This is a genomic window from Hymenobacter cyanobacteriorum (assembly GCF_022631375.1).
GTDB lineage: Bacteria > Bacteroidota > Bacteroidia > Cytophagales > Hymenobacteraceae > Hymenobacter > Hymenobacter cyanobacteriorum.
The window spans coordinates 1,057,085-1,083,171 of sequence record NZ_JALBGC010000001.1; the positions used below are offsets into that span (position 1 = coordinate 1,057,085).

Genomic DNA, 26,087 nt, shown 5'->3' on the forward strand with positions numbered 1-26,087 from the left:
AGCAGACTTATACGGGTTGTGATTATTGTAATGTATGAATTACAGTAGGACTATGATTCATCCTGCTGCCCTATTTCGTCAATTGCATCTCTCACCCACTTTGCGCCGACAAATTCGCGCGTTGCCATTTGCCCAGTTGGCATATTAAACAGTTGGTTTACCGACGGGTCACGCTTCACAACTTCTTCCAGACAAACAATCATTGCGTCTTCGCTGGTCACATCATCTTCGGATAGAAACTGCCATGAGCCGTCGTCATCATCATGGTACACGCGCAGGATGGGCTTGCCCTCTTTGAAAATTTGCCTGGCGACAAAAGTGGCCACGTTTCGGGGTTCGAAAAACTTGAAATCAAGCTTCTGGTCCAAACGAGGCTGGTCCAGTTGGTAACTCTCATCGAACTCCGGCTCCCAGGGAAACTTACCGCTTTTATCTGTCCAGAATAGTTGCAGCGCGGGGAAAGCCTCGTAGTTGTAAAACCACTGGGCATAGCCGAAATAGTCAGGAATATTATCCGCATCAACAGGCCGAAACTGAACCGGGTGCCGCTCCAGAATCTCGAAATTATCGACCGCAGTTTCCAGAGGATTGCCGGCTTTGATGATATCGCCGGCATCATTCAAGACAGCGTGCATCGTATCGAGCGGCAGACCAAAGGCAATTAACTCGGGATGGTTGAAATTCTTCCAGAGGCCAATGGTGTAAGCAAATGAGGGAGTAGCGGTATCTGCTTCAAATAAGCAAACCGTCCAGCCATGTTTTTCAACATCGTTTTTGATGTTGATTTCTGCTTGGGTATTGTGTTCCTCGTGCGACATGGCGGTAAAAGTAGCTTAGGCTTTTTATTGAGCTGATTAGCCCAAACTACGGATATCGGCAAGCCCTGGCGGGGTCGTACCCGGAGGGCGACATATCGGTAGCTTGCCTTGGCGTAAATGGTACGAAGCCCCAGCGGGGCGACACTCGTTCAACGAATGTCGCCCCGCTGGGGCTTCGTACCATTTACGCCAAGGCAAGCTACCGATATGCCGCCCTCCGGGTACGACCCCGCTGGGGCTATTTGTACTGCAACTCGCCCGCGGCCACGCGCAGCGTCACGCCTGGCTCAGCGGTGAGGTGGCCGGCCACCTGGGCTGAGTAGCCGCTGGCGCGCAGCGAAGCCACCACGGCGTCAGCCGAATCTACTTCCGTCACCAGCAACATGCCGGTGCCCATGTTCCAGTAGAGGTAGGCAGTTTCGGCATCGATGCCGCCAATTTCGCAGAGGCGCTGCATGGCGGGGAAAGGCTCGAAGATATTATCCAGCACCGCGCCGAGGCCGTTTTTAAGCACCCGCTTGAAGTTGTCGGCCACGCCGCCGCCCGTGATGTGGGCCACGCCGTGCAGTGGCAGGCCGGCATCGAGCAGGGCCGCCACACCGGGCGCGTAGATGAGCGAGGGCTCCAGCATGGCTTCCCCCCAGTTGGCGAACTGGTCGGGGCCGTCGTAGGGCGCGTCGTGCCAGTTCTCGCCGAAGAGGCGGGTGAGGGTTTTGCGGGCCAGCGAGTAGCCGTTGGAGCGGAACGAGGGCGAGCGCAAGGCCACCACCGTGTGGCCGGCCCGGGCGGTTTTGCCGCTCAGGGGCTGGGCCAGGCTGGGGTGCAGCACCCCGATGGCCGTGGAGCACCAGTTGAAGTTCATCTTGGCCCCCGGCCAGCCGCCGATGCGGTTGCCGAGCTCCGCGATTTCGCCGCCCGTAATGGCGATTTGGGCAAAGTTGGCGGCGTCGTGCAGGCCGCGCATCAGCTGGTCCACCACGTCGTAGTCGAGGTGGTTCACGTCGATGATGTTGGAGAGGTTGGTGGGCACGAAGCCGGCGGCAATGAGGTCGTCGGCCGTCATGGCGATGAGGTCGTAGCCCAGCGAATCGTACTTATTCAGGCGCTCAGCCACCTCAATCTTGGTCCCGATTCCATCGGAGCTGATGCCGAGGCGTTCGGCGCCGAAGCGGATTTCGTTGGAGAAGCTGCCGTCGAGGTCCTGGGCGGGCTCGCCGGGCTTGCCGCTGCGGTTGGCGAAGGTTTTTTTCGACCAGTTGTAGGCGTTGCGCGAGGCGGCGTTGCCTTCTTCGATGGAGTAGCCGGCGGGGTTGTGTTGGGGGTTGTTCATGCGGTGGGCCTCACCCCCGGCCCCTCTCCGGCGGAGAGGGGAGCCACGGCGGCGCGGACGATTTGGTATGCGTTGGGATTAAAAGTTCGTCAGGCTCCCCTCTCCACCGGAGAGGGGCCGGGGGTGAGGCCCCACGATTGGGGCTTAATGCTCCGTCGGCGCGGGCGCTTTGGCGCTCACCGACTTCTTGTCCTTTTTCTCGCTGCGGTGGCTGGCGCGCTCCTCCTGAATGTGACGCAGGTAGTGCGTCACATCACCGGTCGGGTACTTGCCCGAGAAGCAGGCGAAGCAGCTGCCGCCGTGGCCTTTTTCCTCGGCAAACAACTCCTCCAAGTCCGACAAATCCTGGTAAATGACCTTGTCGGCCTCGATGTAGCGGCAGATTTCGTCGGTCGTGTAGTTGGCCGCAATCAGCTCGGTGCTCATGGCCATGTCGATGCCGTAGATGCAGGGCGACACGATGGGTGGCGCGCTCGAAATGAAGTACACCTCCGAAGCGCCCGCCTCGCGCAGCAACCGCACGATGCGGCGCGACGTGGTGCCGCGCACGATGCTGTCGTCGACCACGGCCACCTTTTTGCCCGCCACAAACTCACGGATGGGGTTCAGCTTTTTCTTCACCACGTCCTCGCGCCCCGCCTGGGTGGGCACAATGAACGAGCGGCCCATGTGGTTGTTCTTCACCAATGCCCGGCGGTAGGGCACGCCAATGGCCTCGGCCAGCCCGGAGGCCGCGAAGTAGCCGGAGGAGGGCACGTCAATCACCATATCGGGTTTCAGGCCGGCATCGACCACCTTGCGGGCGAGGATTTTGCCCAGCCGCACCCGCTCCCGCGCCACCAGCCGGCCGTGAATCACGGAGTCTTCGCGGGCGAAGTAAATCTGCTCGAAGGCGCAGAAATTCTTGGGCAGCGCGTACTGGTTTTTGCGGTGCACCTGGTAGTTGTTGTCGATGAAAATGGCCTGGCCGGGGCCGACGTTCTCTACGAACTCAAAATCTAGGTAATCAAAACAGGTACTTTCCGACACGAAGGCGTAGACCGGGCCGTTGGGCGTGTCGCGCCGCCCCAGCGCCAGCGGCCGGATGGCCAGTGGGTCGGTGAAGGCCAGCAGACCGTGGCCGGCGATGACGGTGATGGTGGCGTAAGCACCCTTCACCAACTCCTGCGTGGTTTCCACGGCGTCGAAAATATCAACCACCGAGATGTGGTCGAGGTCTTTCACGCGCAGCTCCGAGGCGAAGGTGTACATGATAAGCTCCAGGTCGTTGGTGGTTTTGGGCAGCACATGGTACTTGTCGTGCAGGCGCTTGGCCACGTCGCGGAAGTTGATGACGTTGCCATTGTGCACCATCGCCAGCCCGAAGGGGTAGCTAGTGGTGAAGGGCTGCGCGAGGTCGGAATCGTTAGCGCCCTGGGTGGTGTAGCGCACGTGGCCGATGCCGATGTTGCCCTTTAGCTTCTTCACGTGCTTGGGCTTGAACACGTCGTTGACGAGGCCCTGCCCTTTGCACAGGTGAAACGAGTCGTCAAACGTGGCAATACCGGCGGCGTCCTGCCCCCGGTGCTGGAGGGCGGTGAGGCCGATAATCATGTCGCCCACGACGTTATCGGGACCGTGAAAACCTACTATTCCGCACATGGGATGGGGTGGTTAGGGAGTATCTGAGGGGTGTTTGTCATGCAGAGCGCAGCGAAGCATCTCGCGTGGAGTAGTAACCTAATCGTTATTAATTAGTGGTGGCACGCGAGATGCTTCGCTACGCTCTGCATGACGTGCCTTTGTAATCAATTCTGCCAGCGTTTCCGCATACAATTCGTGCTCCACGGCCAGGCCGCGCCGCTCGACTTCGGCCAGCGTGGCGGCCCCGCGCAAATCCACCGTTTGCTGGGCTAGGATGGGGCCGGTGTCCAAGCCCTCATCCACCAGGTGCACGGTGATTTTGGTTTCGGGCAGCTGGTTCTCAAATGCCCATTCGTAAGCGTGCAGGCCCTGGTGCTGGTGCGTGTCGGCGGGGTGAATATTGATGATGCGACCCGCAAAGGGCTGAATAAAGGCCGGCGAGAGAATGCGCATGTAGCCTGCCAGCACCACCAAATCGGGCTGGTACTGCCGGAGCAACGCCGCCGCGTCAGCATCGAAGGCTTCGCGCTTGCGGCCCTGGCTGGGCAGCGAGGCGATGGGGCAGCCGAGCGCAGCGGCGGCTTCCAGGCCAAAGGCATCGGGCTTGTTGCTGAACACGACTACCACTTCAGCCAAACCGTGTAGCACGCCGGTTTTGGTAGCTTCCAGCAGCGCCAGCATATTGGAGCCCCGGCCCGAAAGCAGGATGGCCAAGCGCGCCAACCGCCCTTCATTCCCCTCGCTAAATGAGTGGGAAGCCTGCTGGAATTGCTCGAAGGAGGCGAGGAGCTTCATGAGTTTCAGTTGCGCTTCTGGTCTCAATTTACAACAGTAGCAGTGAGCACCGGCGCGGGACGCTGGGCAATGTCGGGCCGGAAATAAGCCCCTTCGAACGCGACGCGGGCACAGGCTTCGTAGGCGCGGGCGGTTGCTTCTTCCAGGTCGTGGCCGTGAGCGGAGAGAACGAGGACGCGGCCACCGTTGGTCACGATTTGGCCGGTTTCAGCGCGCCGGGTGGCGCCGTGGTAGGCCCGCACGCCGGTGGGCAGGTTGTCGAGGCCGGTGATGGGGAAACCGGTGGGAAACGTTGGGGCCGGGTAGCCGCCGGAGGCCAGCACCACGCCCACGAATGCACCCGGCCGTTGCCGAACGCCCTGCTGAACGAGGCTGCCATTGAGCGTGGCCTCAATCAGCGTGAGCAGGCTGCTATCCAAAGCGGGCAGCAGGACTTCAGCTTCGGGGTCGCCGAGGCGCACGTTGTATTCCAGCAGCTTGGGGCCGGTGGGCGTGAGCATGATGCCGAAATAGAGGAAGCCCCGGAACTCGAACTGCTCTTTTTGCAGGCCGCCAAGCGTGGGGTCCACGATGTCGCGGCGGATGGCGGCCAGCACGTTGTCGTCGGCAAAGGGCACGGGGCAGTAGGCGCCCATGCCGCCGGTGTTTGGGCCGAGGTCGCCGGCCAGCAGCTGCTTGTGGTCCTGCGAAGTGGCCAGCAGGCGAATTGTGCGGCCATCGGTGAGACCGATGATGCTGATTTCAGGGCCGGTCAACTTCTCTTCGAGCAGGAAGGAAAACCAGCCGGAGTAGCTCGTTTGCAGGTCGTCAAAAGCCGCCTCGGCTTCTTCCGGCGAGGAGCACACGTACACGCCCTTGCCGGCGGCCAGCCCGTCGTATTTCACCACCACATGCCCGCCCAGTTCGGCGGCTTTGGCCCGGGCCGCGGCAATGCTGTCGCTCCGGAAAGGCCAGGCCTGCGCCGTGGCCACGCCGTGGCGGCGCATAAATTCCTTGCTCCACACCTTCGAGCTTTCGAGCCGCGCCGCCGAGCGGGTGGGGCCAAAAACTTTGATATCGGAGCCGGCAAAAAAGTCGGTGATACCGGCAGCCAGCGGCGCTTCGGGGCCAACTACAATAAGCTTGGAGTCGTGAGCTTGGGCGAAGGCTTTCACGGCGTCAAAATCGAGCGGGTTCACCTCGGGGTGGCTGTTGGGGATGCCGGCGTTGCCGGGCAGCACGTGCACAGTGGCCCCGTCGCGGGTCAGCTTTTCGGCCAAGGCGTGCTCGCGCGCACCGGAACCAAGGAGAAGAAGGGTTTTATTAAGTGCAGTCATGCTAAATATGGCAGGCGCTTAGCTGATATCCTGAATAGAGGCAATAAGCCCGTCGCGGAAGGTGAAAATGGATTGGCCAGTGAGTTGCAGGATAGTACCCGCTTTTATGCCGTTGGGCCAGTCAATGGCCGTAATTGCGAAGTATTCAATGCCAACTTCAGCGCGGTCAGCCTCGAAGTGAAAAGACTGCATATGCTGATTCCTTTCCATGAAAAATTCGATTGCTTGAGTTGCTTGAGCTTCGAAAGCCGCCTTTCCATCGGTCCGAAGTGTCACGCTTCCATCCGCAATATTTTCAAATACAACCGCTGGGTGCAAGCACGAGAGCATACAGCCTACGTCGAACAGATTATATCCTTCGAGGTAGTTTTCGATAAGCTCTCGTGCTTGCGGCTCCGTCATCGTAATTGCTACAGTGTTTTCAATTCCTCGTTGGCCGCTTTCAGCAAACCGGCCGCCGAAAGGTTGGCCAGCAGACGGGCGCGTACATCTTCGCTGTCGGTGGTGGGCAGGGCTTCGCCCACGATGCGCTCGTAGATGTCGAGGTAGCGGCGGCTGGCTTCCTGGGCTACCTCTGGGGTGAGGGCGCGGGGGTACTGGTCGTCCTTCTTGTGGGCAATGAGCCACTGGCGGATGTACTCTTTGTCCATCTGCTCGGCCGTTTCGGGATTCTGGGCGTAGTCCTCGGCGCTCCAGAAGCGCGACGAATCGGGCGTGTGCATCTCGTCGATGAGAATCAGCTCGCCGTTCAGCAGGCCAAACTCATACTTGGTATCAACCAAGATAATGCCCTTCTCGGCCAGCAGCTCGGAGCCTGCCTTGAACAGCGCTAGCGACTTCACCGTCATCTGGTCGTACAGCTCCTGGTTCACCCAGCCCTCGCGCACGAGGTTTTCGGGGGTGATTTCGCGGTCCGACTCCTCCTTGGTGGTCGGCGTCACAATTGGCTCGGCAAACTGCTGGTGCTTGGTGAGGCCGTCGGGCACAGCCACGCCCGAAAAGGTGCGCTGGCCCGCCTGGTAGCCGCGCAGCATCGAGCCGGTGAGGTAGTTGCGCACCACCATTTCCACCCGGATGGGCTCGGCCTCCTTCACCAGCATAGCGTTGGCATCAACGAGCTTGATGACGTGGTTGAGGATGATGTGCGCGGTTTTAGCAAACCAGAAGTTGGCCAGGCCGTTCAGCACCGCGCCCTTGTGCGGGATGGCAGTTTCGAGCACCGAGTCGAAGGCCGAGAGGCGGTCGGTCACGATGATAAGGCGTTCGCCGACGGGTGCGCGCAGGCTGTCGCGGACTTTGCCGCGATGCAGCAGCGGGAGCTGGGGAGAATCGAAGTGCGTGAGGGTGTTCATTAGCTACGTTTCTGGGAGGCTAGTTTTGGTCGGCGAGTTGCACAGCCGGGGCCGTAGCGCTATTTTTTTGGGCAATGTGGGCGACGATATTCTGGAATATTTTCAGTCCCTCCCCTTCCTCCGAAGCTTCGGGATTCTGTCGCCGCCGCCGCGCCCAGTCCGGGTGGTTGTAGGCCGCCAAAAACGCCTCGGGGTGTGGCATGAGGCCGAACACCTGGCCCGTGGGGTCAGTTAGGCCGGCGCAGTTCAGGTCGGCGCCGTTGGGGTTGAGGGGGTATTCGCTGGTACCGTCGCCGTTGGCATCGATGTAGCTCAGGCAGTTCAGGCCAGCGGCTTCAATGGCGGCGCGGGTGGCCTCGTCGGGCACCACGAGGCGGCCTTCGCCGTGGCGCACGGGCACCTCCAGCTTATCGATGCCTTTGAGGAAGGGCGTGCGCGAGGCGGGGTTCACGCGGAGCGTCACCCACCGGTCTTCGTAGCGGCCGCTGGCGTTGTGCGTGAGGGTGACTTCGGGGGTCACGTCGCCGCCCAGGTTGGGCAGCAGCCCCAGCTTCACCAGTACCTGAAAGCCGTTGCAGATGCCCAGTACGAACTTGCCATCGGCAATGAATTGCTTGATGTCGTCGAGCAGCGTGCGGCCATCGGCGCTGGTTTGGCGGTAGCGCAGCTTGTTGGCCAGCACCACGCCCGAGCCGAGGTCGTCGCCGAAAGAAAAGCCCCCGGGGAAGTTCAGCACGTCGAAATCGTGGATGCTCACCTGCCCGTGCAGCACCTGGTTGAGGTGCACGATGGTGGCTTCCGCGCCGGCCAGACTGTAGGCGGCCGCGAATTCTTCTTCGCAGTTAATGCCGAAGCCGGTCAGGATAAGCGCCTGCACCGCGCCGGACGAACCCGCGCGGCCGTCTTGTGCCTCCGATTGAACTTTATGTGCTCCTTGAGCCGGTTCTTGTACCATTTCAAAAGTCTTTTGGGCCAATGGAAAAGGGTCTTGTGCTTTTAGAGCGAGTTGGAGTGGCTGAGGTTGTCTTTCGAGACCACGCCGAGTAATTTATTGACGGGCCCGTTGGTCCAGGCGGCGCGCAGCGTGGCAGTGTTGGCCGCAATCACCGGCTGGCCGGCATGGCGCACGGTCAGCTGGCCGTCCAGCGTCACGCGGCCGAGGCGGGTGGCGCGCTCGCCGAGCAGCTGCTCGAAGGCCACCACATCTTCCGGGGCCACCGTGGCCAGGAAGCGCGAGTGCGACTCCGAAAACAGCTGCGTCGCCAGCGGCAGGCCGGTGGCGGGTAGGTCGATTTCGGCCCCGTAGCCGTAGCCGAAGGTGGTTTCGGCCAGCGCCACGGCGAGGCCGCCGTCGCTCAGGTCATGGCAGGACTGGATGAGGCGTTGGTCGTTGGCCTGGCCCACGAGGGTGTACAGCGCCTTGGCTTTTTCAAAATTCACCTTGGGCACGTTGGCGCCCAGCTGGCCGTGCAGGGCGTAGAACTCGGAGCCGCCCAGCTCATCGTGGGTTTCGCCGAGGAGGTACACCACGTCGTCGGCCTGCTTGAAATCGGAGGTGATGGCGCGGCGCACGTCTTCCATCTTGGCCGTCATCGAGTAGAGCACGGTGGGGGGCACCGAAATCTTCACGCCATCGGCCTTGAAGTCGTTTTTCATCGAGTCCTTGCCGCTGGTGAGCGGGATGCAGTAGGCAGCCGTGGCGTCGCGCAGGGCCTCGCACATGCGCACCAGCTTGGCCAGCTTCTGTTTGCCGTCGGGGTTGCTGGCGGGGTCGTACACCGAATCGGGCACGCAAAAGTTGTCGTTCACCGACCAGAAAATTCCGTCGCCGGGCGTCAGGTTCGGCAGCTTCCCTCCCACCGCAATAATCTGGCGCACCGCCTCATCAAACGAGCCGGCCGACATGTCATACGCGTCCAAATCACCGTAGCGCGGCAGGATGCCGTTGCTCACGGCCACGCCTTCCCAACTCTCGAAGTTGAAGCGCACCACGGCCGCGTCCTGCGGGGCCTGGCCCGTCGCGCCCATCAAAGGTTTCACAATCGTGCGGCCCTTCACCTCGTGGTCGTACTGCCGAATCACCGATTCGCGCGAGCAGATATTGAGCGAGCCTAGCAGTTGCGTCAGCGTCTCGGTGTAATCGGTAACGGCAGAAATTTCCGGCTCGGCGGCGGCGGGTTTGGTCCACTCCGCTTCCAGAATTTTACGCGGCACGCCCTCGTGCAGGAAGTGCATGTTCAAGCGGGCCACCGGGGCACCATCGAAGCGCACATCCAGGAAACCATCCGAAGTGAAGTAGCCGATGTCGGTCAGTTCCACTTCCATTTCCTGGCCCAGCGCCAGTAGCTCGGCCATTTTGCCGGGCTCTACCACGAGCGTAAACCGCTCCTGCGACTCGCTCACGAAAATCTCCCAGGGCCGCAAACCGGGATACTTAAGCGGCACGCGCTCCAGCTCCACTACCGCGCCGCCCGAGATGCCGGCCAGCTCGCCCACGGACGACGACAGGCCGCCCGCACCGTTGTCGGTGCTGCATTTCAGCAGACCGCGGCGGGCCGCCAGCAGCAGGAAATCCATCGCCAGCTTCTGGGTAATGGGCGAGCCGATTTGCACGGCCGTAGCGGGCGCGGTTTCATCAAGCTCAATGCTGGAGAAGGTTGCGCCGTGAATACCGTCCTTGCCCACCCGGCCGCCGGCCATGATGATGCGGTCGCCGGCATCAATCTTCTTTTCCCACGAATCGAGCCCGGCGAATTGCATGGGCATCACCGCGCCGGTACCGCAGTACACGAGCGGCTTGCCAGCGTACCGGTCATCAAACACAATCGCGCCGTTCACCGTGGGCACGCCCGACTTGTTGCCGCCGTCCTCAATGCCCTTGCGCACGCCTTCCAGAATGCGGCGCGGATGCAGCTGCCCGGTCAGCAACTGCCCGTCAAATTCGGGGTTGCCGAAGCAGAGCACGTTGGTGTTGAACAACAGCCGCGCGCCCCCAATACCGGTGGCCAGCGGGTCGCGGTTATTGCCCAAAATGCCCGTAATGGCCCCGCCGTAGGGGTCGATGGCCGAAGGCGAGTTGTGCGTCTCCACCTTCCACACGAACAGCGAATCGGGGTTGATGCGCACCGCGCCGGCGTTATCGGAAAACACCTTAATCAGCCAGTCGTTGCCGTTGGCGCGCAGCTGGCGGTCCACTTCCGAAGTGGCGTCTTTGATGTAAGTTTTGAACAGCGAATCGACCTGCTTCTCCTCGCCCGTTTCCAGGTCCTTATAGTTGATGAGGGCCGAAAACTCCTTGTGCTTACAGTGCTCCGACCACGTCTGGGCGATGATTTCCAATTCGCAATCCGTGGGGTCAACAGGTAAGCCTACTGCCTTCCGCTCCGCCTGCGTTTCAGCGGCGGCGAAGTAGTCGCGCACGGCGCGCATTTCCTCCAGGTTCAGCGCGTAGATGTTCTCCTTCGAGAGCTGCACCAGCTCCGCATCGGTGCGGCCGGTCAGCGAAATGACTTCGGTAATGGCTTCGGCGCCACCACCGGGACGCGGCGTGTAGTCGCGGATGCCATCGGCTACGCGACCCACTTCCAGCCAGTTGATGAGCTTGTTGCCGAGCAGCCCTTCCACGATGCGGCGCAGGTCGGTTTCGGGCAGGTCGTTTTCAAGCAGGTAGAGCTTCTTGCTGAAAATGTGCTGGGTGTGCACGTCCAGCGGCTCGTTTAGGATGTCGGCGAGGGCATTCTGGGCCGAGGTGCCTTCGTCGTCGGTTACGCCGGGGCGGCGGGCGACGAGGATATAAGTGGCAAAGCCTTCGGCGGCCGTCAGCTCGTTCAGGCGCACGTCGTGCAGCACCGGGTCGGCGAGGCAGCGAGTGGCAAAGTCACTCAGCTGGGTTTCGGTGAGCGGGTAGCGCACCGTGTAGAGGGCGGCGCTGCGCACGCGGCCGGTGGTCAGGCCCAGGTGGCGGGCGGCGGCTTCGGCCACGCGCTGGCCGTCGCCGTCGTGCTGGCCGGGTTTCAGCGTGAGCTGGATGGTGTGGGTGGTGTTATCGGACATTGCTGATATCGGAACGTCTTATTTAAGAACGTCATGCAGAGCGCAGCGAAGCATCTCGCCAGGGTGGTAATCCAATCGTCGGAACATCATCAATTAGTGGTGGCAAGCGAGATGCTTCGCTGCACTCTGCATGACGTTCTTCCTCAATTCAACAGCTCTAAAACGCCTTTTCCGGCCGGCTGCCGGGCTTCACCACCGGCACCCCGGCCGCACACAGTGGACAAGCTTCCGGCGCGTAGGTAGCGGCCTGCACCTTCAGCAGCGCGAAATGCGGGAAATCCAGGCCGCCCTGGCCACCTGTGCGGTCAATCAGCGAAGCCACGGCCAGCACCTCGGCGCCAATTTCGCGCAGCACTTTCGCCACTTCCAGGGTGCTCTTGCCGGTCGTCACCACATCTTCGGCGATGACAACTTTTTCGCCGGGCTCGATGGTAAAGCCACGCCGCAGCGTCATCTGCCCATCCACATCACGCTCGGTGAAGATGCCGGGCACGCGCAGCTGCCGGGCCAACTCGTAGCCAATCACCACGCCGCCCATAGCGGGGCCCACCACCACGTCGGGTTTCAGGCCCGCTGCTTCCAGCTGCACCGCCAAGGCGGCGGCGGCGGGGCCTGCCAAATCGGGCCGGCGCAGGAAACGGGCGCATTGCACGTAAGTATCCGAATGCAAGCCCGACGACAGCCGGAAATGGCCGCTCAATAGGGCATCTTCCTGCCGCAGCAGGTGCTCCAGCGTGGCCGCATCGAAAGCGGTGATGGACGAGGTATAGAATTGGTCGGTCATTTCTTACAGAAAATCTAAAAAGCAAAAAGCCGCGTTGCAGCGGCTTTTTGGGTCAGGCGTGGGTTGGGCTCGTTACGGCCCGGAATTCGTTGATTTGTTCTTGCAACTCGCGGGCAGCGGCGCCGGCGTCGGCCGCTTGCCAGATTCCCCGCGAGGAGTTTATCAGCAGGCCGCTGCCGTCTTTGCGCAAGCCGGCGCGCAGCGTGGCCGAGAGGTCGCCGCCCTGCACGCCGATGCCCGGCACCAGGAACCACTGCTCGGGGCAGGCGGCGCGCAGCTTGGCCACGGTGGCCGGCTCGGTAGCGCCCACCACCAGGCCCACCGTCGAGTCGGTTATTTCCTCGTCCATGAGCTTGGCCAGGCGGGCGGCCCAGTCGCTGATGGAGCCGCCGCGCGTCATGGCCGCGTCCTGCAGGCCGTGCTGGGGCTTGTTGGATGTTTTGGCCAGCGAAAACACCAGCTTGCCGGGCCGCGCGAAGGGCCGAATGGTGTCGTCGCCCATGTAGGGGTTCACGGTCACACCGTCGGCGCCCACCACGTCGTAGGCGAAGCGGGCGTACTGCTCGGCGGTATTGGCGATGTCGCCAAACTTGCCGTCCAGAATCACCGGAATATCCGTCGGGATTTCGCGCACGGTTTGCTGGAGCAGAGCCACGCCGTTTTCCCGGCTCAGAAAGAAGGCCAGGTTGGGCTTGAACGCGGCGGCGTAGGGCGCGGCCTGGGCAATGACTTCGCGCAGGCGGCGGGCCACGGTGGCATCGTCGCCGGTCGGGTCGAGGCCGACGCAGAGCAGAGAATTAGCCGCTTGAACGCGGGCAGTGAGCTTTTGCATGAGAGCAGATTGGGTGGGATTGGTGGAGTGAATGGCGAAGAATGAAGCAAACAAGGTAGCGGCTGCCGGCCAAACCGGCACCACCCCGCGCCGGCTAATTCGTGGGCAGTGCCGCGTGCGCCACCTCGGCCGCCAGCCGCGCCGAGAGGCCCGGCGACAGCCACTCGCCGCTGGCCACCTGCACGGCCTGCGCCCCCACGCGCAGGTAGTCCTGCACGTCGCGCAGCGTGAAAATGCCGCCCGTTCCGAAGATGGGCAGCGTCAGTTGCTCGTCATTTGCCAGCTCCCACACGCAGCGCTGAGCCAGTGGCCGCAACGCCTCGCCCGAGAGGCCGCCCACCAGCGGCGCGGCGGCGCGGTCGGCGGGCAGGTGCAATACTTTCAGCGTATTGGTAGCGGCCAAAGCCGTTGCGCCGCCCTCCTGCGCGCCCAGCGCCAGGCCCCGGATGTGGTCGGGCCACGGCGGCAGCTTCACAATCACGGCGGCCTCGGCGCGCAGCTCGTTGCGCACGGCCTCGGTGGCTTCGCGCACGAAACGAGCCGTCACATCAGCGCCCGAGCCGCCGGGCGGCACCGTGATGTACACTTCCAGCCCCGCCAGCTGCTCGCCCACTTCGCGCTGCAGGTAACGCGCAATCTTCCGAAAGCCGGGCACGCCCAAGGCCGTCACGCTCACGAAGACCGGCACGCCGAAGCGGCGCAGGCGCGGCAGGTGCTCCTGCACCAGCAGCTCGGCCCCTTCGGTGCGCAGGTCGGTGCGGTTGAGCAGGGTTTGGTCGGCTACTTGCAGAATGCCTTCGTCGCCGGGCAGGCCGGCGCGGGGCTCCATGGTCACGGTTTTGGTAAAAATCGCCCCCAACTGCTCATAGCCTTCACCGGCCAGGTCCCAGGGCGCCGCCGCCAGGCACACTGCATTCTGTAACGTAATGGCCCCTAGTTTCATAAGCATTATGCAAGTAATTGAAAAACGACTATTCACCCGCTCTTAGGCCGGGCCAGGTGTGGGCGACATTCGGCCGGCGAACCGGCAAAAGGATTCTTTAAATTACGTTGTCGCGGTTAATCAGGAACGACACGCACTCGCGGATGCCGGCCTGGCCGAGGCGAGGCGATGGTAGCTGCAGCCACTTCGGGGCGAAGGCATCGGTGTTCATGATGTATTACTTAAAACACTAAAAAGCTAGGTAGAAAACCGAACCGACCGCGCGTAAAAAAACCGTTTCGGAATCCGAAACGGCGGCAGGATAGCAACCCGAAAAAACAGCGGAAATACCGGAGGCAAAATCGCAAAAACCGGCGGCGACGAAGACCTTCCGGTCCTCTCGCGGGCCGCTGCTGAGCAGGGTCCCGCGCTTCATCAACGGGTGTTTGGGTTGAAGCACGATGCAAAATTACGGCAGGATTACGCCGGCCAAACTTTTGGTCATATTAAGTTTTTGTTGGGCACCTCTTTTCGATTTTAATTTTTACCCTAACTAGCTAATCGATGCACTTTTCACTGCCTTTTTCAGCCTCGAAAAAAATTCCGTTATTCGTAACCGATTGCTCTGCAAGCAGAACCCACCGTAACTTCGACTCTTTATCCCTAATGTGTAGCCGCCGGCTGCATGTATCGGGCAGTACAAAGGCCCCGAAATACGTCGTATTTCGGGGCCTTTTTATTTATCTGGCTGCTGACTTGCTATAAGTGCAATAAATCTGCTAAAAACCAACGCACAAGCGCAGTATCAGCTCGTGGGGCCGGTGTCAACTTTCGACTCAATCGTGGCCTGCACGGTGCTGTTCACGGCCGAGAGGATGTTGTAGCCCGTGGCCTGCTCAATGGCATCGACCGTGGTGCGGTACGAGCCCCAGTTCGAGCTGATGCTGGTGGTGTTGGGCGTGTCGATGGCGATGATGCGCGTGCTGGTGGTCACGCGGCTGGCATCGGAGCTGCCTTCGGGCAGTACGACTACCACTTTCCAGCACCGGGCGGGCACCGTGATGTTGCCGCCGGCGATGGTGGTAGCGTAGCCGTTCACGCCGGTGCCGCCGCTGCCGTAGCTGCCGCAGATGACGTACAGCTCGTAGCCCTGGCCCACAAGCGTGCGCTCGTAATTCTCCAGGTTGGCCCAGGTTTGCTGGTTGTTGTTGGCGGCCTGGGGCATCATGTTCGTCATTAGGAACGTGGCCGAGTTGTCGGCCACCGAGCCGGTGCGGTCGGCGCTGGGGCAGTTGTGGCCGCGGTCGAAGCCCGAGCCGGTGTAGCTGCTGCTGGTGGCGTGGAACCACGAGCTGGGCAGCGTGGCATCGGACGAGAAATTGTCCTGGCGCGGCGTGCTGCCCAGCCAGGCGCTGCTCAGGTGCCAGCTCACCCAGTTTGGCTTGCCCTTGTCGCGGCTATACGAGAGGGTGTACTGGGTTTTGGTCATCAGGTAGTTGTTGGGGGAGTTCGTGGCATCCGTCACGGCACCGCTGGGGTTGCCCATGGCCAGGTTGTTGTCGCGCGTGGCGTCCTGGTTCACAGTGGCGGCGGTAGGGTCTTGGCTGGGGGCTACCGGCTCGACGCGCGAGCAGGAAATGGCCAGGGCAGCGAGCAGCGCAATGCTGCTGATTCGGGTAAGCGTAACCTTCATGTAAAAGTGTTTTTGAAAAAGGTTAAAAGTGGTGACCGCAAAATTCCCGCGTTGGGATTACCCCACCACGTCCGCAATGTTACGCCTATGTTACCATCTCACCAATTCACTGATTAACAAAATTATGGCATTGCTATATCCTTCAGTACAAAGCCCCGGCCACAATTCCCGGTTTTGGACACAGTCAGTGCGCAAAAGGCCCCGCCAGCACTGCCAGCGGGGCCCAACCGGGTAGATAAACCAGTATTCCACGCACCCTTACTTAGCCGCGCAAACCGCCGCCAACTGTGGCCGCCAACCCTAGCGGCCGCTCACCACGACGCGCTCGGTGGCCACCTTGCGGCCGGCCGCATCGCGCAACACGATGTAATAGAGGCCGGCTTTGAGCGCGGGCAGCGCCACGCGGCCCGCATTCTCGGCTAGCGTTACCTGGCTCACCAGCTGGCCGGTTTCGGCGTAGGTGGTGAGCTGGCCGCCACCGGGCAGGTTGCGGAAATCGAGGCGCACTTCTTCGGCCTTGCCAGCCGGGTTGGGGTACGCGTCTAGCTGCGCCAGGCCCGCTTGCTTGCCCACGGCGACGGCCACCACCGGCGAAAATGCCTCGCGCCCGTCGGCATCGACCTGCCGCAGGCGGTAGTACAGCGTGTTCACACCCAGCGAGCCGGCCTCGGCATCGCGCAGCTGGTAGCTGCGGCTGCTGGCGCTGCTGCCGGCGGCGGCCACGCGGCCCACGGCCTGGTATTCGCTCGCGCCGCTGGTCGAGCGCTCCACGACGAAGTAGCTGCTGTTTTTTTCCGAAGCCGTGGTCCAGCGCAGGTCGGTAGCGCCGCCGGTCCATTTGGCGTCGAAGCTGGTGAGCTCAACGGGCAGCGGGTACTGCAGCGAGAGCAGCGGCACATCCTGGGCAAAGGCGTAGTATACGCGAGTGTTCGAGCTCACCGAAACGGCGCTGGTTACGTCGAGCCGCACGTAGCTGAAATCGCGCGAGGCCAGAAACGATACCTGGTTGCGCTGGGTGCCGTCGAGCAGCTGCACGTTCACCAATTCGTCGCCCGATTTGCTTTCGATGATGACGTTGTTGGCATCGTAGGTCGATACGGTGATGCGGCGCAGCGCGTCCACGTCGAGCAGGCCCGCGCCGTTGCTCACCACCATGCCCACGCGGTTGCCGGCCTGGCCCGTGCCGTTGAGCTTCAGGCTTAGATAAGCATTGGCGGTATTGGCCAGCGTCAGCAGGTTGGTGCCGGTGGTGTTCAGCACGGCATAATTGCTGTTGTCGTTATCGGCCGCTTTTTGGGGGTCGGTCACCGAGCTGAGCTGGACAGTGCCGTTGACGACGAACAAGTTTCCAACCATCACCCCCACATCAACCACCTGCGGGCCGCTGTTGAAATAATCAGTCCCGGACTGGGGCATGCCAAAATTCGACAGCACCGGATTAATGCCCTGGAAGGCCGACGGAGCCAGCCCAAAGGCGTAATACACTTCCAAATCATCAAGGGCCGTAAGCAGGCCCACGCGCTGAATCTTCACCTCATCGAAGGCCTTGGTGGTGGCAAAGGCCACCTGGGCCTTGTTGTTGGGCAGCAGCGTGAGGTCGAGCAGGCCGAGGTTGGTTTTTTCTTCCTGCTGCACGCCGTTCAGGTAGGTCGTCAGCTGCAAGCTGCTTATCAGGCTCACATCGAGCAGGCTTTGCTGGCCAATCACGAAACCGGCGTAGTGGCCGCTGGGGGCACCCGTAACCGGCACACCAGCCAGCTTGGTGCGCAGCGACGGGTTGCAGGCCACCGAAAGCGTGGTGTGCAGCAGCGCAAAGTTGGTGAGGTCGCTGTCGGCCACGTTGGCCGGGTTCTCCACGTCGGAGCCCACGCACAGCAGGCCCGAAGCACTAGCCGCCGCGTACTCATTGCCCGTGAGCGCGGCAAAGCGCGAGATGTAGCCGCTGGCCCGCGTCTGCACGCCGGGCCGCACGCCGTAGGCGTAGTAAATATTGGTGGTGTAATTGATGCCCACTAACCCGCCAAACTCCACTTCCACCGCATCAAACGGCTTGGACGTAATGAATCCGAGCTGCGTGGGCCGGGTGCTGGCGCCCAGCAGCAGTGCCTGCACCACGCTGGCCTGCACCACTTTCGTTTCCTGCCGCTGGGCCGGCGCGGTGCCGTTGAGGTAGGTGCGCAGCGTCACGGTGCCCAGGGCGTTAAGGTTGACCAGGCCGGCGGCCTGCCGGGCCAGCACCACGCCGGCGCGGTAGCCAGCCGGGGCCGTGCCGGTAAGCTTCAGCAGCAGGCCCACGGGCACGCCCACGCTGGCCGTGGCATCTACTTTCAGGGTGGCAAAGGTGGCGAAGTCGCCATCGGCGGCGTTGGCCCCGGCGGCCACGTTGCCGCTGCCAGTTATCTGCGGCGAAGGCTGCGTAACCTGGTAATTAACCCCCGTAGTGCCGGTGGAATAATAAGCAGGCAGCGTGGCCTGCGCGAAGGCGGCCGGCACCAGGGCGAGCAGCAGCAGGACGCTCTGCAAAAGAAGGACCACGCAGCGGTGCGAAACAGCATTGCCAGTGTGGAGAGTACGAGAGTGCATGGCTGTAAGAAAAAAAATGAGGGATAGTGCGTTGTATTTGCCTTCTCTGTGCAATTCCGTCGCCACTACACATTTTCTTTTCGGGCCAACTGGCAGTCAGTTAGATACTATTTTAGCTATGAAGTTTTCTATTCCCAATCGTGGAAAACAGTCCATCGATGGGAATTTTCTAATATTATCCACTAAATCCGCTTTTGAATACACTTCGTACATCCACCGTTTAGCCCAGCAATTTGCCAGCGGCGCGTTTTGCAACGTATTTTTGCAATATCACTTTTCCAATGCAGCTTCACCCGTCCGCATTCTACCTATGGCTTAGTTAATGGCCTGTTAGCGCTACGCTAGCCCCTCCTGCCTGGAAATCCTTCGTCACTTTCCACTTCTTATTCATGGCATCGGTTCTACCCTTCAAAATATTCGTTGTTGAAGACAACGAGTGGTACGGTGAGCTGCTGGCGCACCGCCTGGGGCTCAATCCCAACCACAGCGTGCAGCGCTTCACCACGGCCAAAGCCTGCCTGGAGCAGCTGGGTGAACAGCCCGATTTCATCACCCTCGACTACTCGCTGCCCGATGCCAAGGGCGAGCAGCTGCTGGGCCAGATTCGGGAGCGCCTGCCCGGCACCGAGGTGCTGGTCATTTCGGGCCAGGAAGACATCAGCACGGCCGTGAGCATGCTGCGCCAGGGCGCCTACGACTACCTGGTGAAAGACGAAAACACCCTCGACCGCCTCTGGAACATTGTGGGCAAGGTGGAGCAGCAAGTGAGCCTGCGCCGCGAAAACACCCAGCTGCGCCAGCAGGTGGGCGCGCGCTACGGCGCGGCCCAGGCCCTGCTGGGCGAGCACGCCTCGATGCAGCAGGTGCGCACGCTCATCGCCAAAGCGGCCCGCACCACCATTACGGTGAGCGTGAGCGGCGAAACTGGCACAGGCAAGGAGGTAGTAGCCAAGGCCATTCATTTTCAGTCGGACCGCGCCGCCCAGCCCTTCGTGGCCGTGAACATGGCCGCCATTCCGCGCGAGCTGGTGGAGAGCGAGCTGTTTGGCCACGAAAAAGGCGCCTTCACGGGGGCGGTGGCCCGGCGCGTGGGCCGGCTGGAGGAAGCCAACGGCGGCACGCTCTTTCTGGACGAAATTGCCGACCTCGACCTCAGCCTGCAGGCCAAGCTGCTGCGCGTGCTGCAGGAGCGCGAAGTGACGCGCGTGGGCGGCAACCAGGCCGTGGCCTTCGATGTGCGCCTGGTGGTGGCCACCCACCGCGACCTACTCACCGAAGTGCAGGCCGGCCGCTTCCGCGAAGACCTGTACTACCGCCTGCTGGGCCTGCCCATTACACTGCCGCCGCTGCGCCAGCGCGGCAACGATGCCCTGCTGCTGGCTGAGGTATTTGTGCGCGACTTTTGCCGCCAGAACAACCTGCCGCTGCGGCACCTGTCGGAAAGCGCCTGCGAGCGGCTGCTGGAGCACACGTTTCCGGGCAACGTGCGCGAGCTGAAGGCGGTGGTGGAGCTGGCGACCGTGCTGGCCGACGGCGAGCAGATTCTGGGCGACGACCTGCCGCTGCGTGCCGGCCGGGCCCTGGTGGGCGCGGGCAGCATGCTCTCGCTGCGCGAGCAAACGACGGCCATTGTGCAGCAGTGCCTCGACGAGATGGACGGCGACGTGCTGGCCGTAGCCGCCCGGCTGCAGATTGGCAAATCCACCATTTACCGGATGATTCAGCAGCAGGAATTGCGCGTAAACTGAACCAGTGGCCCGCTCGGCACCGGGCCCGCCCCCACCACCTGCCAGGCGGCGGGCCCATGTGAGTTTGTTGCCGTACTTTTCGCGTTATGCGCCGTTTTCGACATCCGCGTTTGGCCCGGCGGGCCGCTGCTCCGGCCGTGCGCCGCGTGGCCGCGCGGCCAGCCAGTGCCGACCAAGCTTCTGCCCCTACCTTTTCGGAGTCGCCCATCTTCAGCCAGGGCCTGGCCGACCAAGTGCCGCTCATCCTTTTCACCTACGACCTGCAGCAGCAGCGCCTGAAGCACTGCAACCGCCACTGCCAGACCGTGCTGGGCTACAGCAGCGCCGAGATGCTGGCCTTTGGCAGCCGGCTGGCCACTGAGCTGATGCATCCTGACTCGCGGGCGCAGCTGCAGCGACACGACGTGCTGGCCCGGCTGGCCTCGCACCAGCAGGTAAGCTGGGACTGCCGCTTCCGACACCGCGACGGTAGCTGGCGCTGGCTGCGCATCCGGCTGCGGGTTGGGGCCGTCGACGCCGATGGCACTCCGACCGAGCTAATGGGCAGCGCGGAGGACGTGACCCGGCACCGCGCGGCCATTGCCGAGCTGCGCCACAACCGCCACCTGCTGCGGCGCATCGTGGACCTGGTGCCCAACCTGCTCACGATTTACGACCTGGGCCAGCGCCGCACCACCTATGCCAACCGCCACGTCGAGCAGCTGCTGGGCTACACCAGCGACGAGCTGATGGCTTTCCCCGACGGCGAACTGCTGCCGACGGTGCTACTGCCCCACTCGCACCAGCTGATGGACGAGCACATGGCCGAAATGGCCAAGCTGGCCAATGGTGAAACCCGCACCCTGGAATACAGCCTGCGCCACCGCGACGGCTCGGTTCGCTGGCTGCGCACCACGCACATCCCGTTCATGCGCGACGCGCAGGGCCGGGTGCTGAACCTGCTGGGCGTGTCGGAAGACATTACCGAGCGCCGGGCCGTTGATGAACAGCACGAACAGGCCACCACGCACCTGGCCGAACAGCACCGCCTGTTCCGGCAGGTTATCGATGCCCTGCCCCACCCCGTGTACCTGAAAGACCACACCGGCCGCTACCTGCTGGCCAATGAGGCCATGGCCACGGTATTTGGCATGACCCCCGACGAGCTGGGCCGCATGACCCCGCCGCCCCAGCTGGTGGCGCCCGACGACTGGGCCCGCTACCAGCAGCAGGACGAGCAGGTGCTGCGCACCGGCCAGGACCTGACCCTGGAAGAATCGGTGCTGCTGCCCGATGGCAGCACCCTCTGGTTCAGCAGCGTGAAGCGGCTGTTTCTGGGGGCCGACGGCCAGGGGCAGGTGCTGGGCGTGGACAGCAACATCACGGAGCTGAAACGGACCCAGCAGGCCCTGGAGGCGGCTATTGCGGCGGCTCAGGTAGACGCCCAGGCCAAAGAAGACTTCCTGGCCAACATGAGCCACGAAATCCGCACGCCGCTGCACGGCATTCTGGGCCTGACGGGCGTGCTGGCCAAAACCACCCTCAGCCGCAGCCAGCACGACTACCTGCGCCTGCTGGGCGAGTCGGCCGAGCACCTGCTTACCGTTCTCAACGACGTGCTGACCACCGCTCGGCTAGGAGCCGGCAAGCTGCAGCCCGAGTCGACCGCGTTCAGCCCCGACGAGCTGCTGCGCGGCTGCGCGGCCCTGCTGCGCCCGCGGGCCCGCGAAAAGACGCTGCGCCTGCGCGTGGACAAGCCCACGGCCCTGCCGCTGGTGCTCGGCGACCCGCACCGCCTGCGCCAGGTGCTGCTGAACCTGGTCAGCAACGCCATCAAATTCACCGAAACCGGGCAGGTGCGCCTGAGCTGCCGCCTGGTGGCCGGCCCCGCCAGTGCGGCCGAGGCGGCGGGCACGGTCTGGCTGCGCTTCGTGGTGAGCGACACCGGCGTGGGCATCGCTCCGGAAGCGCTGGACAAGATATTCGAGCCTTTTGCCCAGGCCGCCGCCAGTACCGACCGCGAATACGGCGGCTCGGGCCTGGGCCTGAGCATCTCGGAGGGCCTGGTGCAGCTGATGGGTGGCACCCTGCGCGTGTGCAGCGAGCCGGGGGCCGGCAGCACTTTTTCCTTTACCCTGCCGCTGGTGCTGGGCACGTCGGAAACGGTTTCGCCCCCCCCGCCGAGCACACCGGATGCCGTGACGCCCGAGGCCGGCCGCCTGCTGCTGGTGGAAGACAACCTCGTGAACAGCCTGCTGGCCGAAACCGTGCTGCGCAACTGGGGCTGGCAGGTGACCACAGCCGCCAGTGGCCCGGCGGCCATCAAGCTCTTCGAGCATCGCCAGTTCGATGTTGTCCTGATGGACATTCAGATGCCGGGCATGGATGGCGAAACGGCCGCCCGCGCCCTGCAGGCCCACCCCGACGCGGCCCGGGCCGCCACGCCCATTATTGCCCTCACAGCCCGGGCGCAGGCGGGCGAATCCGAGCGCCTGCAGGCGGCCGGGTTTGCCGGCTACCTGGCCAAGCCCTACCGCGAAGAGCAGCTGCTCGAAACCATCCGCACCGTGCTGGCCCGCACCAATCAGGCAGCCGAGCCCGTTATTGCATACCACAAGTCCACTTCCATGCCTTCCGAAACACCCCTCTACGACCTTAGCAATGTGCGCCAGCTGGTGCGCAACGACGAAGCCATTGTGCGCCGGCTGGCCTGGGCCTTCATCGAAACCACGCCCGCCATCCTCACTGCCCTCGACGAAGCCCTGACAGCGGCTAACTGGGAGGCCGTGGGCGATGCCGCCCACCACCTCAAAAGCTCGCTCGACGGCCTGGGCGTGGCAAGCCTGCGCCACGTCATCCGCGAGGTGGAAGCCTATGGCGATACCCCGCCCGAACCCACCCACGCTGCCCAGCAGGTAACGCTGGTGCGCACCACCACCGAGCAGGTGATGGCGGCGCTGCGCCAGGAGTTTCCAGAGCAGCACTAGGCGCGCATGGCTCTTCCGCTGCCCGTGGCCGCTGCCTTTCCGCCCATCGTGCTCGATGCCGTGGTAATTGGCGCGGGCCAGGCTGGGCTGGCCGCAGCGTACTACCTGCGAAAGCGCGGCGTGAACTTTCGGATACTGGAGGCCGCGCCCAACGTGGGCGCCGCCTGGGCCGCCCGCTACGATTCGCTGCAATTGTTCTCGCCGGCCTGGGCCAGCGGGCTGCCCGGCCGCCCCTGGCCCGGCAGCCCGCTACGCTACCCCACCCGCGACGAAACCGTGGCCTACCTGCGCGACTACGCGGCCCATTTCAGCTTTCCGATTGATACCGGACAGCGGGTAACGCGCCTGGTTCCGGCCCCCGGCCAGCCGGGCTACGCGGTGCACACCGCTGCCGGCCGCACCTATCTGGCGCGCTACGTTATTATTGCCACCGGCCCCTACGTGCAGCCCAACGTACCGATTTGGGCCAGCCAGCTGGCCGCCGGTATGGTGCAACTGCACAGCCGCGACTACCAGCGCCCGGCCCAACTGCCCGGCACCGGCCCGGTGGCCGTGGTGGGCAGCGGCAACTCGGCCCTGCAGATTGCCGCCGACCTGGCCGCCACCGGCCGTCCCGTATTCGCTGCTTATGACGAGCGCACCAACGCCGCCCCCAACAACCAGCTCATCTGGGCCGGCATGACCCTGACGGGTTTTCTGCGGGTGCCGCGCCACACGGCGCTGGGCCGGTGGCTCCACAGCAAGCCCGACGGTGTGGTGAGCGGCGACCTGGACCACCTGCGCAGCTTCGCCAACGTAACCTTCATCGGCCGGGCCACGGGCGTGCTGCCCGGCGGCATCATTCGGGGCGAAAAGGCAGCTACGCCGCCGCTGGAGGCCGTGGTATGGGCCACCGGCTACCGGCCCCACTACCCGTGGATTGAATTACCTATTCTGGCTCCCGATGGCAGTCCGCAGCACCAGCGCGGCCTCACCGCCGCGCCCGGCGTGGCCTTTCTGGGCCTGAGCTGGCTCGATACCCGCAGCTCGGCTTTGCTGAATGGCGCCGGGGCCGATGCCAGGCGCGTGGTGGCGGCGCTGCTGGCTGGGCAGTAGGCGCGAAGACAGGCCCACTGGCCCTCAGCCCGAATGCCCAAATCTTATTGAAACCTGCTGACCATTTTCGGGGTTGAAGAACCAGAAGCCCGCCCCGAACGGCGCGGCCCGTTATCCACCCGCCATTCCTATTCGCATCATGTTTATCTTCATGCTCGGCCTGTTGCTCGTCACGGCCATCCTCGCGCTCAAAACCGCTTCCGAAGTAAAAGAAATGCTGGTACCCGTTCCCGTACGGGCCCGCTAGTTTTCGATTTAGCCGGACACAAAAAAAGCAGCCTTCGGGCTGCTTTTTTTATGGTTAACTCTGCTGAAAAATCAGCTGCTGATTAACGAATAACCAGCTTGCACATCTGGCTGGTATTTTCGGCTTCGAGGCGCACGTAGTACAGACCGTTGGCAAATTTGCTCAGGTCGAGCATTTTGGTGTAGCGGTCGTTGAGCTCGGTTACGGTTTCGCGGTACATCACCGTGCCAATGACGTTAAGCACGCTCAACTCCACTTTTTTGCCCTGCAGGTTATTGATGGTGAGGTGCACAATGCCCGTGCTGGGGTTGGGGTACACGAGAAGGGTTTTGTTTTCGTCGCCGGGTTTGGCCTGCTGGCCGGGGCGGTGCCGTACCACGGCAGCCGCAGCCGGTGCAGCCGACTGAAGGGGCGCCAGGCCCAGGCCCAGGCAAGCACCGATGAGTAAAGTAAGTAAGTAGCGTTGCATCATAACTAGAATTAGTGCCCCTGAGAATAAGCGCGGTGCGCTTGAACTTAACGTTAATTTTTGAATTTGGTTAGCAAAGGTACAAAATCGTTTCCGGTGCGACAGCAGGAATATATCAAAACCTCGATAAACCAAACTAATTTCGCCATTATTACTGGCTATTCGCCGACCAACTGCGTGGATGTACTCTTAATTGGCGGCGGCCTCGCCGGCCTGGCCGCGGCGCTGGACCTGAACGCCCGCGGGCACCGCGTGACACTGGTCGAGCGCAAGCAATACCCGTTTCACAAAGTATGCGGCGAGTACGTGAGCAACGAGGTGCTGCCCTACCTGCGCCGCCTCGGGGCCGACCCGGCCGAGCTGGCCCCGGCCGCCATTACGCAGTTTGTGCTGAGCTCGCCGGGCGGGCGTCTGCTCACGAGTCCGCTCGATTTGGGTGGTTTCGGGGTGAGCCGCTACCTGCTCGATGATTTCCTGTACCGGCTGGCCGTGGCCCGGGGCGTGATATTTTACCTGAAAAGCACGGTAACGGACGTGACTTTTGATACGACCGCCGACCGCCACACCGTGACGCTGGCCGACGGCCGCCAGCTCGGGGCCCGCGTGGTGCTGGGCACCTACGGCAAGCGCGCCGCCCTGGACCGCCAGCTGCAACGCCCGTTCTTCACCCAACGCTCGCCCTACCTCGGCGTGAAGTACCACCTGCGCCTGCCCGGCTTTGCGCGCGACGTAATTGCACTGCACAATTTCTCTGATGGTTACGCCGGCATTTCGGCCATTGAGGAAGACAAGCTGTGCTTCTGCTACCTCACTACCCGCGCCAACCTGAAGCAGCACGGTACCATCCCGGCGATGGAGCGCGAGGTGCTGGCCCGCAACCCGCGCCTGCGCGAGATTCTGGACGCAGCCGAAGTGCTGTACCCGCAACCGGAAGTCATCAACGAGATTTCCTTCGCCCCCAAGCAGCCCGTGGAGCAGCACGTGCTGATGGTGGGCGATGCGGCCGGCCTCATCACGCCGCTGTGCGGCAACGGCATGGCCATGGCGCTGCACGGCGCCGCGCTGGCGGCGGCGGCCACGCACGAGTTTTTGGTGGGCCACACGAGCCGGGCGCGGCTCGAGAGCAACTACGCCTGGGCCTGGCAGGCGCAATTTGGGGCGCGGCTGCGGGTGGGCCGGGCGGTGCAGCGGCTGTTTGGCGGGCCGGTGCTGAGCGAGCTGGTGGTGGGCGGCCTGCGCCACTGGCCGGCCGCCGTGCGGGCGCTGATGCGGCGCACCCACGGGCAGCCGTTTTAGCGGTGGGCGAATAAATCGGCCAACAACCGGAAATTCTACGGCAGTGCGGCAACGCCCACGCCAGAATGTTATTGGCCCGATTTTGCCGGGGCTGGCGATAAACGTGCTTCTTTTACCGTACGTATTAAAAAGCTATTAAAACCTGCGGCGCGCCTCGTCAGTTGC

The 26,087-nt window shown here is 62.9% G+C and carries 20 protein-coding genes; 4 read left to right on the forward strand and 16 right to left on the reverse strand.

Annotated elements, in window-relative coordinates:
• Positions 1-50 precede the first annotated feature (50 nt).
• The 15 genes from MON38_RS04520 to MON38_RS04590 form a co-directional block, all read right to left on the reverse strand.
• Positions 51-818 carry a DUF4262 domain-containing protein gene (locus tag MON38_RS04520; RefSeq protein ID WP_241934939.1) on the reverse strand — a complete coding sequence of 256 codons (768 nt, stop codon included), beginning with the start codon at positions 816-818 and terminating at the stop codon, positions 51-53.
• A 238-nt stretch (positions 819-1,056) separates the two neighbouring features.
• Complete coding sequence (locus tag MON38_RS04525) at positions 1,057-2,148, reverse strand: AIR synthase-related protein (protein ID WP_241934940.1); 1,092 nt, start codon at positions 2,146-2,148, stop codon at positions 1,057-1,059.
• 144 nt (positions 2,149-2,292) lie between these two features.
• The gene (gene purF, locus MON38_RS04530) at positions 2,293-3,789 is read right to left on the reverse strand and encodes an amidophosphoribosyltransferase (RefSeq protein WP_241934941.1); all 1,497 of its coding nucleotides are present in this window, start codon (positions 3,787-3,789) and stop codon (positions 2,293-2,295) included.
• Positions 3,790-3,867: 78 nt separating this feature from the next.
• Positions 3,868-4,566 carry a phosphoribosylglycinamide formyltransferase gene (gene purN / locus MON38_RS04535; RefSeq protein WP_241934942.1) on the reverse strand — a complete coding sequence of 233 codons (699 nt, stop codon included), beginning with the start codon at positions 4,564-4,566 and terminating at the stop codon, positions 3,868-3,870.
• A 23-nt stretch (positions 4,567-4,589) separates the two neighbouring features.
• Positions 4,590-5,882 (reverse strand): phosphoribosylamine--glycine ligase, encoded by a 1,293-nt coding sequence (gene purD, locus MON38_RS04540; RefSeq protein ID WP_241934943.1) that lies wholly within the window; start codon positions 5,880-5,882, stop codon positions 4,590-4,592.
• Between the two features lie 18 nt (positions 5,883-5,900).
• Complete coding sequence (locus MON38_RS04545; RefSeq protein WP_241934944.1) at positions 5,901-6,284, reverse strand: nuclear transport factor 2 family protein; 384 nt, start codon at positions 6,282-6,284, stop codon at positions 5,901-5,903.
• A gap of 8 nt (positions 6,285-6,292) precedes the next feature.
• On the reverse strand, positions 6,293-7,234 hold the full coding sequence (locus MON38_RS04550; protein ID WP_241934945.1) for a phosphoribosylaminoimidazolesuccinocarboxamide synthase: 942 nt from the start codon (positions 7,232-7,234) through the stop codon (positions 6,293-6,295).
• A gap of 19 nt (positions 7,235-7,253) precedes the next feature.
• Positions 7,254-8,189, reverse strand: a complete 936-nt coding sequence (locus tag MON38_RS04555; RefSeq protein ID WP_241934946.1) for a phosphoribosylformylglycinamidine synthase subunit PurQ — start codon at positions 8,187-8,189, stop codon at positions 7,254-7,256.
• 41 nt (positions 8,190-8,230) lie between these two features.
• Positions 8,231-11,287, reverse strand: coding sequence for a phosphoribosylformylglycinamidine synthase subunit PurL (locus MON38_RS04560; protein WP_241934947.1), 3,057 nt, complete (start codon positions 11,285-11,287; stop codon positions 8,231-8,233).
• Between the two features lie 157 nt (positions 11,288-11,444).
• Positions 11,445-12,071, reverse strand: coding sequence for an orotate phosphoribosyltransferase (gene pyrE / locus MON38_RS04565; protein ID WP_241934948.1), 627 nt, complete (start codon positions 12,069-12,071; stop codon positions 11,445-11,447).
• A gap of 52 nt (positions 12,072-12,123) precedes the next feature.
• Positions 12,124-12,903, reverse strand: coding sequence for an orotidine-5'-phosphate decarboxylase (pyrF, locus tag MON38_RS04570; RefSeq protein ID WP_241934949.1), 780 nt, complete (start codon positions 12,901-12,903; stop codon positions 12,124-12,126).
• Between the two features lie 94 nt (positions 12,904-12,997).
• Positions 12,998-13,852, reverse strand: coding sequence for a dihydroorotate dehydrogenase (locus MON38_RS04575; protein ID WP_241934950.1), 855 nt, complete (start codon positions 13,850-13,852; stop codon positions 12,998-13,000).
• Between the two features lie 223 nt (positions 13,853-14,075).
• A complete protein-coding gene (locus MON38_RS04580; RefSeq protein WP_241934951.1) occupies positions 14,076-14,285 on the reverse strand; it encodes a hypothetical protein in 210 nt (69 codons plus the stop codon).
• Between the two features lie 345 nt (positions 14,286-14,630).
• A complete protein-coding gene (locus MON38_RS04585; RefSeq protein ID WP_241934952.1) occupies positions 14,631-15,518 on the reverse strand; it encodes a DNA/RNA non-specific endonuclease in 888 nt (295 codons plus the stop codon).
• Positions 15,519-15,818: 300 nt separating this feature from the next.
• Positions 15,819-18,101 (reverse strand): T9SS type A sorting domain-containing protein, encoded by a 2,283-nt coding sequence (locus MON38_RS04590; protein WP_241934953.1) that lies wholly within the window; start codon positions 18,099-18,101, stop codon positions 15,819-15,821.
• Between the two features lie 389 nt (positions 18,102-18,490).
• Between MON38_RS04590 and MON38_RS04595 the strand changes: the two genes are divergently transcribed.
• The 3 genes from MON38_RS04595 to MON38_RS04605 all read left to right on the forward strand — a co-directional run bounded on the left by MON38_RS04595 (position 18,491) and on the right by MON38_RS04605 (position 23,910).
• On the forward strand, positions 18,491-19,849 hold the full coding sequence (locus MON38_RS04595) for a sigma-54-dependent transcriptional regulator (RefSeq protein WP_241934954.1): 1,359 nt from the start codon (positions 18,491-18,493) through the stop codon (positions 19,847-19,849).
• 86 nt (positions 19,850-19,935) lie between these two features.
• Positions 19,936-22,815 (forward strand): PAS domain-containing hybrid sensor histidine kinase/response regulator, encoded by a 2,880-nt coding sequence (locus tag MON38_RS04600; RefSeq protein WP_241934955.1) that lies wholly within the window; start codon positions 19,936-19,938, stop codon positions 22,813-22,815.
• A gap of 6 nt (positions 22,816-22,821) precedes the next feature.
• Positions 22,822-23,910, forward strand: coding sequence for a flavin-containing monooxygenase (locus tag MON38_RS04605; RefSeq protein WP_241934956.1), 1,089 nt, complete (start codon positions 22,822-22,824; stop codon positions 23,908-23,910).
• A 329-nt stretch (positions 23,911-24,239) separates the two neighbouring features.
• Here the strand turns inward: MON38_RS04605 and MON38_RS04610 are convergent, their stop codons facing one another.
• The gene (locus MON38_RS04610) at positions 24,240-24,629 is read right to left on the reverse strand and encodes a T9SS type A sorting domain-containing protein (protein ID WP_241934957.1); all 390 of its coding nucleotides are present in this window, start codon (positions 24,627-24,629) and stop codon (positions 24,240-24,242) included.
• A gap of 174 nt (positions 24,630-24,803) precedes the next feature.
• On the opposite strand from MON38_RS04610, the gene MON38_RS04615 reads away from it, so the two are divergent.
• A complete protein-coding gene (locus MON38_RS04615; RefSeq protein ID WP_241934958.1) occupies positions 24,804-25,922 on the forward strand; it encodes an NAD(P)/FAD-dependent oxidoreductase in 1,119 nt (372 codons plus the stop codon).
• Positions 25,923-26,087: the final 165 nt, after the last annotated feature.